Below are 10,873 nucleotides of genomic sequence, written 5' to 3'. Positions count from 1 at the left end.
ACGTTTGGTTCACCTTTTTTTATCCTTTCTGCGTACCTATTTTTGAGGTGAAAAAAAATGGAATTTTATACTGGCTATCAGTACTTAGTAACAAAAGCAGAAGTAAGAAAAAACTCAGCACTGTCTTTTCAAAAGGCGATTACAGTTGATGGAGTTTTTTTACGTTGTCGTCGCTGCAATACTAAATTTTTAAAATCAGAAAATCAATTGCCCGATGGCCGTTATTACTGCCGTGCGTGTATGGCATTTGGTCGCGTTACTTCTAGCCATTATTTAGGTGTGCTGCCACTAGCAAACCCGAAAAAAAAGACAGTAGACTTGATTTTTTGCGGACAACTGACTGCTGCGCAGAAAAAAATCAGTCAAGGATTAGTAGAAAATTTTAAACAACAGCGAGCCAGTTTAGTTTATGCAGTCACTGGAGCCGGTAAAACCGAAATGTTATTTGAATTACTTCATTATTGTTTAGCTAAAGGCCTGAGTGTGGCATTTTGTAGTCCGCGTGTTGATGTCTGTTGTGAAATTCAGCCTCGTTTGCAAGCTGTATTTCCAAAGCTTGAAATCGGGTTGCGTCATTATGGTGCTAAACCCTATCAGCCAACTTCGCTTTTGGTTTGTACGACCCACCAATTACTCTACTTTAAAGCAGCATTTCATTTGATTGTCGTTGATGAAATTGATGCCTTTCCTTACGCTGGTGATCAGAGACTACATTTTGCTGTAAACAATGCCTTACACAAAACAGGTTCTTGTGTCTTTTTAAGTGCGACCCCTAGTGAAACTGAAATTAAAGTTGCTCAAAAGACAGGGGGGTTATTTTGTCTACCTGCACGATTTCATCGTCGCCAGTTACCTCTTCCAAAACTAATAAGAATCAAGACACAAAAATTACCACTATCCTACCGAATTAAAAAGAAGTTTTTAAGTCAAGTGATGCAATTATTACAACACAATCACTTACTCTTATTTTGCGCCACAGTACAGCAAGTGTTGGCCATGGAAAAATTTCTCAAAATGGAATTAGGCAACGTCGCTGTTGGCAGTGTGCATGCGGCAGATTGTGAGCGCCAAACAAAAGTAAAACGTATGCGACAAAATAAATTTCAAATTTTTTGCTGTTCGACTGTCATGGAACGCGGTGTGACCTTTGCCAATGTTTCCGTTTTGGTTTTTGGTGCAGATCATCTAATTTTTACCCAAGCTACCCTCTTACAGATTGCTGGAAGAGCGGATCGTAAAGGTGATTTTTCAAATAGCGAGGTCGTTTTTTATTTTACGCAAATGACAAACGCAATCAGAAAAACGCTTCAAACAACTAAAAACTTGAATCAGCAAGCAAAAAAGGCAGGGTTGCTTAATGAAATGTAGTAATTGTCAGCAAAAAATTAGCCGTAATCTTTTGATACAAGAAATCATCTTTCCTTGGTTACTTGCAAATGAAGAATTATGCGAAGACTGTCTGGCTCGCTTTCAAAAAATTGAAGCCAAGCGCGCCTGTGAAGGGTGCATGCGTCCAAATTGCGATAAACTTTGCCAAGATTGTCAAAAATGGCGAAAAATGTATCCTGACTTTGTTCTTTATCACCAAGCACTTTATCACTATAATGATGCTTTTAAAGACTGGCTGTATCGCTATAAATTTGAAGGGGATTATCCATTGTGTCACACGTTTTCTTTATCGGTAAAGCAAGCACTAAAGAGGTATCGTGGCTTTATTATTGTTCCGTTGCCGTTATCAAAAGAACGTCAAAAAGAGCGTGGCTTTAATCAAGCAGAAGAACTATTGAAAGCTGCTGGGATTACTTATGAAAATATTTTAATTCGTAAACAACACGATCCTCCGCAAGCAAGTAAAAAAAGAACGGAACGGCTGGGTTTAAAACAACCTTATATTATCAAAAAAGATGTGATAATTTCAGGACGTAAATTTTTGTTAGTAGACGATGTTTATACGACAGGACGTACGCTTTACCATGGTGTAGCACTTTTATACGCCCACAATGCAAAGGCCGTTGCAACTTTTACATTGGCACGTTAAAGCCTTATGTTAGGCGTCATGAATAGATTTGAGAAATTCATGAATTTGTTAGCGTTTAACTTTGCAAATAGGTTAGAGTTCGCTATAATAATAGTAAGAAGAAGGCAAAAGAGTGGTCCTTTTACCTTCTTTAGTGGTAGACGAAAGGGGCAATTGTTATGTTTAGATACAATGTACGCGGAGAAAATATTGAAGTTACAGAAGCTATTCGCGATTATGTAGAGAAAAAAGTCGGTAAGTTGGAGCGTTACTTTACAGATGCGCCCGATGCAACGGCTCATGTGAACTTAAAGGTTTATACTGAAAAAACAGCGAAAGTGGAAGTGACAATCCCACTACCATATTTGGTATTGCGCGCAGAAGAAACTTCACCAGATTTATATGCAAGTATCGATTTGGTCGTTGATAAACTAGAACGTCAAATTCGTAAATTCAAAACAAAAATCAATCGTAAATCTCGTGAAACAGCAGTTCCTGCAGCAGAAGCAGCGGTTTTATTTAACAATGAAGCAGGTGACGATGAAACAGAAGCAGCATTAGATATCGTCCGCACCAAACGCTTATCATTAAAACCAATGGACAGTGAAGAAGCTGTTTTACAAATGAATATGTTGGGACATAACTTCTTTATTTTTGAAGATGCTGAAACCAATGGCACTAGCATCGTTTACCGCCGTAAAGATGGTAAATACGGTTTAATTGAAACAAACTAAAAAATAAAAAAAGGTTCAAGCCAGGCGTCTTAAGTCGTCTAGCTTGAACCTTTTTTATTTTTGCTTTTTGGGGAATTTCGTTACTCGCTTTTTTATTCGTTATATTTTTCACTTTGAAAAATTTTGGTTAATAGCCGATTTTTCCGGGCATCATTTAAACGATAATGAACATGGTAAAGACCTGCTAAAATTAAAATACAGTCAAAGACAATCATGGAGATGAAATGCTCTTGTAAAGAAAACACAGCGAATAGTTCATGGGTCGCAACAATCCCATTTAGCACCCCAGCAATAGCGATGTAATACCAAGCTACCGCCTTGTTGAAATAACGAAAAAGTCGATCCATTTCTTTTTTGCTGCTGATATTATCCCGCAACATTTTTATGCCTCGGATTTTTTCTTTGTGAATTTTTAAAGGGGGAAAAAGCCAATACCAAGGGGATACTTTGGGATATTTATGCCCGCTTTTTTGAAATCTCTTTAGCATTTTGTTAGGTTCAGATAACTCTAAGGCTCCTTGGTACAAAGGAAAAACATAAAGTAACCAAACTCCGCAAAACGTTAAGATAGCGTAAATTTTTTCAGCCACAACAATTCACTCCTTTTGGTTTGGTTTTAGCATGTAAGCTTATTTTTGTAAAATAAGCAAAATAGGCTTTCACAAACTTTATTATAGCGTGAAATAAAAATAAATTTCACCTAAAAGCTTGATTACGAAAAATAAAAGGTTAAATATCTTCTCATATTTTGTCTTATTTTCCTTATTTAAAAAAGATAAAATAATAAATTAGAGTAAAGCTTCTTGATTCTAATGCTAAGTATTTCATTTGTTTCAACTTAATGCTAAAATATATGGGAGAGTTTCTAATTGAAACGAGAATTGATGCAAAGAAGGGGAATTATTCACTAATGGCCAACTTTATACGTAAGTTAATTGAAAATGATAAAAAAGAATTAAAACGGTTGGATAAAATTGCCAATGAGGTCGAAACGTTTGCCGAAAAAATGGCGGCATTATCTGATCTTCAGTTAAAAGAAAAAACCGATGAATTTCGCGGACGCTATCAAAAAGGTGAAACGCTAGATCAGCTATTACCAGAGGCGTTTGCAGTTGTACGTGAAGCTGCAAAACGGGTCTTGGGGCTTTATCCTTACCATGTTCAATTAATGGGGGGGATTGTTTTACACGATGGTAATATTTCTGAAATGCGAACTGGTGAAGGGAAAACATTGACTGCAACAATGCCCGTCTACCTAAACGCCCTAAGCGGCGAAGGGGTACATGTGGTAACAGTTAACGAATACTTAGCCACTCGTGACTCGCAGGAAATGGGCGAATTGTACAATTTTCTTGGGATGACGGTTGGTTTAAACATCAACTCTAAAACACCAGAGGAAAAACGGGCTGCCTATGCTTGTGATATCACGTACTCAACGAATAATGAATTAGGTTTTGACTATTTGCGAGACAATATGGTAGTTTATCGCAATCAAATGGTGCAACGACCACTAAATTATGCTGTTGTCGATGAAGTGGACTCGATTTTAGTCGATGAAGCTAGAACACCGTTGATTATTTCTGGACAAGCTGAAAAATCAACCGCACTTTATACGCGCGCTGATAACTTTGTCAAACGCTTGAAAGAAGAGGAAGATTATAAGATTGATATTCAGTCTAAGACAATTGGGTTAACAGAAGCTGGGATTGAAAAAGCTGAAGAAAACTTTGGTCTAAAAAATCTTTATGATATTGAAAATACAGCCTTAACACATCACTTAGATAATGCATTACGCGCTAATTTCATTATGATTCGCGACTTTGATTATGTGGTACAAGAAGGAAAAGTTTTAATCGTTGACCAATTTACAGGGCGGATTATGGATGGACGTCGGTATTCTGATGGCTTACACCAAGCGATTGAAGCTAAAGAAGGCGTTGAAATTGAAGATGAAACAAAAACAATGGCAACCATTACCTTCCAAAACTATTTCCGGATGTATAAAAAATTAGCCGGGATGACAGGTACAGCCAAAACCGAAGAAGAAGAATTCCGGGAAATCTACAACATGCAAGTTATCCAAATTCCAACTAACCAACCGGTAATTCGTGATGATCGAGCTGATTTGCTTTATCCAACGCTACATTCTAAATTCGATGCAGTTGTTAAAGACATTAAAGAACGTTACCGTAAGGGACAACCTGTATTAGTTGGTACCGTTGCCGTTGAAACATCAGAATTGTTATCTAACATGTTAGATAAAGAAAAAGTTCCCCATGAAGTCTTGAATGCTAAGAACCACTTTAAAGAAGCGGAAATTATTTTAAATGCCGGACAAAAAGGTGCAGTCACAATTGCAACCAACATGGCTGGTCGTGGTACGGATATTAAATTAGGTTTAGGTGTGGCAGAATTAGGCGGTTTAGCTGTTGTCGGTACTGAACGCCATGAATCACGCCGGATTGATAACCAATTACGTGGCCGTTCAGGTCGTCAAGGGGATCCAGGGGTTTCACAATTTTATTTATCCCTTGAAGATGATTTGATGAAACGTTTTGGTTCTGAACGAATTAAGGCCTTTATGGAACGTATGAACTTGGATGAAGAAGATCAAGTTATTCAAAGTAAAATGTTGACTAAACAAGTGGAATCAGCACAAAAACGGGTTGAAGGTAATAACTACGATACTCGTAAAAATGTCTTGCAATATGACGATGTAATGCGGGAACAACGTGAAGTTATTTACGGTCAACGACAAGAAGTAATTATGGAAGAAAAGGACTTGTCACAAACGCTAATGAACATGGTGAAACGTACGATTAGCCGTGTCGTAGATGCGCATACTCAAGTTGAAGATAAGAGTCAATGGAATTTAGCTGGGATTGTTGATTTTGCAGGTAACGCCATTGTTCACGAAGATAGTATCGCAGTGGCTGATCTGGAAAATAAATCACCCGAAGAAATGAAAACTTTCTTAATGGAGAAAGCACAAGCTATTTTTGATCAAAAGAAAGAGCAATTAAATAGTCAAGAACAATTATTGGAGTTTGAAAAAGTTGTTATCTTGCGAGTAGTTGACTCTAAATGGACAGACCATATCGATGCGATGGATCAATTGCGTCAATCCATTGGCCTGCGGGCTTACGGACAAAACAATCCACTCGTAGAATATCAAACTGAAGGCTATACGATGTTTGAAGATATGGTGGGGGCAATTGAATACGAAGTGACACGTCTGTTTATGAAGGCTGAGATTCGTCAAAATGTGCAACGAGAGCAAGTTGCACAAGGTCAAGCGGAACAAGAAGAAGAAGTAAAACCGCAAAAACCACAACAAGTTAAAAAAGTTGGACGTAACGATCCATGTCCTTGCGGCAGCGGTAAAAAGTATAAAAATTGCCACGGCAAAAACGCATAGTTAAAATCATTCATAGACTAAGGCTGGTACGCGACTTGTACCAGCCTTATCTTTTGGTTATGATAGAACCATAAAAATATCTCTACTATAAAAAGAAAAAGCAAAAAGCTGTTTTTAACAGGAGGAATCTTCAATGGAATTAAGTGAGATGAAACAACAGTTAAATACCATGAAAGACCAAATTCAATCATTTAGGAGGTCTCTTTGACTTAGACGAGTTGGAAGAGGCGATTGCTCAAGCTGAACATCAAATGGCTGAGCCAGGTTTTTGGGATAATACAAAAAAAGCGCAAAAAGTTATTAATGAAAATAATGCTAATAAAGCAACTTATGATCAGTTTAATCAATTAGCAGCAGAAGAAGAAGAATTAGCGGTAATGGTAGAAATGTTAGAAGAAGAAGACGATTTAGAAATGAACGCAGAACTGGCAACCAGATTACCTGCGCTAAAAGAAAAATTACAAACTTATGAACTTTCTTTACTATTAGATGAACCTTATGATCATAATAATGCAATTTTAGAACTACACCCTGGTGCTGGCGGGACAGAATCCCAAGACTGGGGAAGTATGCTTTTAAGAATGTACACCCGCTGGGCAGAAAAGCATGGTTATCAGGTAGAGACATTGGATTACCAAGCCGGTGATGAAGCAGGAATTAAAAGTGTAACCTTGTTAATTAAAGGCCATAATGCTTTTGGTTATTTAAAATCAGAGCGTGGCGTACATCGCCTAGTTCGGATTTCACCTTTTGACTCAAATGCAAGACGACATACTTCTTTTTGTTCGGTGGATGTAATGCCGGAATTAGATGATACGATTGATATCGCAATTAATCCCGATGATTTAAAAATTGACACGTATCGGGCTAGCGGTGCTGGTGGACAGCATATCAATAAAACTGAATCTGCTGTACGTATTACCCATATTCCAACAGGTGTTGTAGTGGCTAGTCAAGCGCAACGTTCCCAGTTAAAAAATAGAGAACAAGCAATGGGCATGTTAAAAGCAAAATTGTATCAACTAGAAGTTGAGAAAAAAGAACAAGAAGCAGCTGCATTAAGAGGCGAACAATTAGAAATTGGCTGGGGTTCGCAAATTCGTTCTTATGTTTTTCATCCTTATTCAATGGTTAAAGATCACCGTAATAATTACGAAACCGGAAATGTCACAGCTGTAATGGATGGTGATTTGGATGGTTTCATTGATGCCTTCTTGAAAATGAAACTACGTCAAGGTGAGGATTAATTTTCTTTTAAATGAAATCAAAATGTAAACTTGTGAAAGATTACTGCAATATTGACATGTTATAATGAGCGGGTATGAAAAAAATGAGATGGAGAGATAGCCATGATTGAAATGAAGGATGTAATGAAGAAGTACTCCAACGGTACGACTGCCATCCGTAATATCACTATCGATATTGATCAAGGTGAATTTGTCTATGTGGTCGGACCTTCCGGCGCTGGGAAATCAACCTTTATTAAATTGATGTATCGGGAAGAAAAAGCTACCAAGGGCGTTTTAAACGTTGCTGGTTATGATTTATTAAACATCAAAAACAAAGAAGTTCCTTTGTTGCGCCGAGAAATCGGAGTAGTTTTCCAAGATTATAAATTATTGCCAAAAAAAACAGTCTATGAAAATGTTGCCTATGCAATGCAAGTAATTGGACGTAAGCCACGAGATATCAAAAAACGGGTAATGGAAGTTTTGGATTTAGTTGGTTTAAAACATAAAGTCCGTGTTTTCCCAAGTGAGTTATCTGGTGGGGAACAACAACGGGTTTCCATTGCGCGGGCAATTGTGAATACACCTAAAGTATTAATCGCCGATGAACCAACTGGTAACTTGGATCCAGAAAATTCATGGGAAATTATGAAACTATTGGATCGGATTAATGGACAAGGAACGACAATTGTAATGGCTACCCATAATAGTACAATTGTAAATACGATTAGACATCGGGTTATTGCAATTGAAAATGGACGCATTATTCGCGACCAAGCGGAAGGAGAATACGGCTACGATGATTAGAACTTTTTTCCGCCACTTATTGGAAAGTATTAAAAGCTTAAAACGTAACGGCTGGATGACAATTGCTTCTGTCAGTGCGGTTACCATTACCCTGACCTTAGTTGGTGTCTTTATGGGTGTTATTATGAATGCTACGAAATTGGCACAAGATATTGAAAAGAATGTGGACGTTTCAGTCTTTGTTGATATTGGAACCAAACAACCTGATATGGATAAATTAAAAACCGAACTAGAAGGATTGGATCATGTTAAAGGGGTGCATTTTTCTAGTAAAGCTGATGAATTGAAAAAAATTCAAGACGCGATGGGGGATGCGTGGCAACAATTTGAAGGGGATAGTAATCCGCTTTATGATGTTTATGTTGTGAGTGCAGAAAATCCTAAATATACAAAGACAATTTCAAAAGAAGCTGGAAATTTAAGCAATGTTTTCCGGGCAGATTATGGTGGTACCAACTCAGATCGAATCTTTAAAATTGCCGATGCAATTAAAACATGGGGCTTGGCTGCAGCAGTCTTGCTAGTTTTTGTCGCAATGTTCTTAATTTCCAATACGATTCGAATTACCATTTTATCCCGTCAAAGAGAAATTCAAATTATGCGTCTAGTAGGCGCAAAAAACGGCTATATCCGTTGGCCATTCTTTTTAGAAGGTGGTTGGATTGGCTTACTTGGTTCAGTCGTACCCGTATTGATTATGGTATTTGGTTACAATCAAGTTTACCGTTGGGTTAACCCGTCTTTATTACGTTCAAACTATAGTTTATTAGCACCGGACACTTTTACTTGGCAAATTTGTCTTTTAATGGTGGTTGTCGGTGTGGTTATTGGTTCAATTGGTTCGGTGATGTCTATGCGCCGTTTCCTAAAAGTTTAAAAACTCTTTACGACCGGTTTTTAGCCGGTCGTTTTTTTTGACCACAAGGCAAGTATAAAATTTTCAGATAAGGTATAAAAATCAGTTGTATTGTGTTGTTCTTTACTTTGTTTGCTAAGTCCGCTATCCTTTATAAGGAGAATTCAAATGAAGTAAGGAGAAAAAAGGTGTTGGATTATCTTACCCAAAACATATCGACTATTTTAGTAATCGCCAATATGCTTTTGTCTTTTATTATCATTTTTCGAGAACGAAAACAAACAGCGCAAACATGGGCATGGCTTTTGGTTTTGATGTTTATTCCCGTGTTAGGTTTCATTTTGTATATTTTCTTTGGGCGGGGAATTTCCAAAGAGAAAATCTTTGACTTGAAAATGCAAGGAAAAGTTGGGATGAATGTTGAAATTGAGGAGCAGCGACAAGCCTTAATGCGGAATTTATTTCCCCATCCTAATACTGCGCAAGTGGATGTTAAGCAAATTGTTTATATGCTCACTGTTTTTGAACGGTCCTTATATACAACAACGAATGATGTACAATTATTTACCGATGGCCGGCAGAAATTTGATCGTTTGATTCGAGATATCGATGCGGCTAAAAATCATATTCATATGCAATACTACATTTATCGAAGTGATAATCTCGGCGTAGAAGTTCGAGATGCACTAACGCGGGCAGCTAAAAGAGGGGTAAAAGTAAGAGTTTTGTTGGATGCATGGGGGTCTACCCAAGTCAGCTTGAATTTTTTTAGTGAGTTAAAAGAAGTCGGAGGCGAGGTCTCTTTATTCTTTCCTCTTTTTGTCCCCTACATCAATCCCCGTATTAATTACCGAAATCACCGTAAAATTGTGGTGATAGATGGAACGATCGGCTATACAGGTGGCTTTAATGTGGGAGATGAATATTTAGGAATTGTAGAGAAATTTGGCTATTGGCGGGATAATCATTTGCGCATCTTTGGTCCAGCGGTCTATTCTTTGCAAAACCGATTTTTAATGGATTGGAACTCACAACATAAAAATGAAGTGTTATTTGCAGAAGATTATTTTCCTGTAGTTGAAGCCAGTGGAAACGTGCCAATTCAAATTATTACCAGTGGCCCTGACTCAGAATATGAGCAAATCAAAATGACATATTTGAAAATGATTGGTATGGCAAAAAAAGAAATTCTTATTCAAACACCGTATTATATTCCTGACGAATCTATTCACGAGGCCTTAAAATTAGCGTTGTTATCTGGGGTTCATGTGCAAATTCAAATTCCCAATAAACCAGATCATCCCCTCGTGTATTGGGCAACTTATTCTTTTGCTGCGGAATTATTGGAATATGGGGCGGTGATTGAAACTTATGAAAATGGTTTTATGCATGCTAAAACAATGATTATTGATGCTGGAATTGTTTCCGTTGGGTCAGCCAATATTGATGTGCGTTCTTTTCGACTGGATTTTGAAGTGAACGCTTTATTATATGATGAGAAAATGGCGACTAAAGTACGACAGGCTTTCTATAATGATTCCTTAAAATCCAAGCTTGTGACAAAAGAATTGTACAACAAACGAAGCGTGATAGTGAAATTTAAAGAAGGTTTGGCACGCTTGATTTCCCCCTTGCTATAAAAAAGCTGAGGAATCATTTAGCCTTGAGCCATAAAACCAGGATTTGCTGGAATGTTTTTTCATTTGCGTAATTTTTGATTTATGGCTCAGGGAGTTAGCTTGAAAAGCTGGACAGGGCTAAAGCAGCCAACCAATTTTTTTCTTGTAAAAATTTATCCTTTGTTTCTAGATA

The 10,873-nt window shown here is 37.5% G+C and carries 9 protein-coding genes; 8 read left to right on the top strand and 1 reads right to left on the bottom strand.

Going from position 1 to position 10,873, the window contains the following annotated elements; genetic code table 11:
* Window positions 1–57 precede the first annotated feature (57 nt).
* The 3 genes from JZO76_RS05410 to hpf all read left to right on the top strand — a co-directional run bounded on the left by JZO76_RS05410 (window position 58) and on the right by hpf (window position 2,751).
* Entirely contained in the window at window positions 58–1,368 is a 1,311-nt protein-coding gene (locus JZO76_RS05410; RefSeq protein ID WP_206903162.1) for a helicase-related protein, read from the top strand.
* Window positions 1,358–2,038, top strand: a complete 681-nt coding sequence (locus JZO76_RS05405) for a ComF family protein (RefSeq protein ID WP_206903161.1) — start codon at window positions 1,358–1,360, stop codon at window positions 2,036–2,038. The genes JZO76_RS05410 and JZO76_RS05405 overlap by 11 nt, the downstream gene beginning before the upstream one ends.
* 158 nt (window positions 2,039–2,196) lie before the next feature.
* Complete coding sequence (gene hpf / locus JZO76_RS05400) at window positions 2,197–2,751, top strand: ribosome hibernation-promoting factor, HPF/YfiA family (RefSeq protein WP_206903160.1); 555 nt, start codon at window positions 2,197–2,199, stop codon at window positions 2,749–2,751.
* A gap of 92 nt (window positions 2,752–2,843) precedes the next feature.
* Here hpf and JZO76_RS05395 read toward each other — a convergent pair whose 3' ends face one another.
* Complete coding sequence (locus tag JZO76_RS05395; RefSeq protein WP_206903159.1) at window positions 2,844–3,341, bottom strand: hypothetical protein; 498 nt, start codon at window positions 3,339–3,341, stop codon at window positions 2,844–2,846.
* Between the two features lie 320 nt (window positions 3,342–3,661).
* Between JZO76_RS05395 and secA the strand changes: the two genes are divergently transcribed.
* From secA to cls, 5 genes are all read left to right on the top strand, one after another.
* Window positions 3,662–6,169, top strand: a complete 2,508-nt coding sequence (secA, locus tag JZO76_RS05390; protein WP_206903169.1) for a preprotein translocase subunit SecA — start codon at window positions 3,662–3,664, stop codon at window positions 6,167–6,169.
* A 133-nt stretch (window positions 6,170–6,302) separates the two neighbouring features.
* Window positions 6,303–7,416 (top strand): peptide chain release factor 2 gene (prfB, locus tag JZO76_RS05385; protein WP_206903158.1). Its coding sequence is split into 2 segments (ribosomal slippage): window positions 6,303–6,374 and window positions 6,376–7,416, totalling 1,113 coding nucleotides; the frame shifts between segments, so codons are not numbered across the junction.
* A 102-nt stretch (window positions 7,417–7,518) separates the two neighbouring features.
* Window positions 7,519–8,205: a cell division ATP-binding protein FtsE gene (ftsE, locus tag JZO76_RS05380; RefSeq protein ID WP_206903157.1), complete on the top strand. Its 687-nt coding sequence runs from the start codon at window positions 7,519–7,521 to the stop codon at window positions 8,203–8,205.
* Window positions 8,198–9,082 carry a permease-like cell division protein FtsX gene (gene ftsX / locus JZO76_RS05375; RefSeq protein WP_206903156.1) on the top strand — a complete coding sequence of 295 codons (885 nt, stop codon included), beginning with the start codon at window positions 8,198–8,200 and terminating at the stop codon, window positions 9,080–9,082. Before ftsE ends, ftsX begins: the two co-directional genes overlap by 8 nt.
* Before the next feature lie 167 nt (window positions 9,083–9,249).
* The gene (gene cls, locus JZO76_RS05370) at window positions 9,250–10,701 is read left to right on the top strand and encodes a cardiolipin synthase (RefSeq protein WP_431520966.1); all 1,452 of its coding nucleotides are present in this window, start codon (window positions 9,250–9,252) and stop codon (window positions 10,699–10,701) included.
* Window positions 10,702–10,873: the final 172 nt, after the last annotated feature.

Source organism: Candidatus Enterococcus myersii, from assembly GCF_017316025.1.
Lineage (GTDB): Bacteria > Bacillota > Bacilli > Lactobacillales > Enterococcaceae > Enterococcus_C > Enterococcus_C montenegrensis.
Note: the sequence above shows the minus strand (reverse complement) of the source record. Positions and strands in the feature narration are given on the sequence as shown.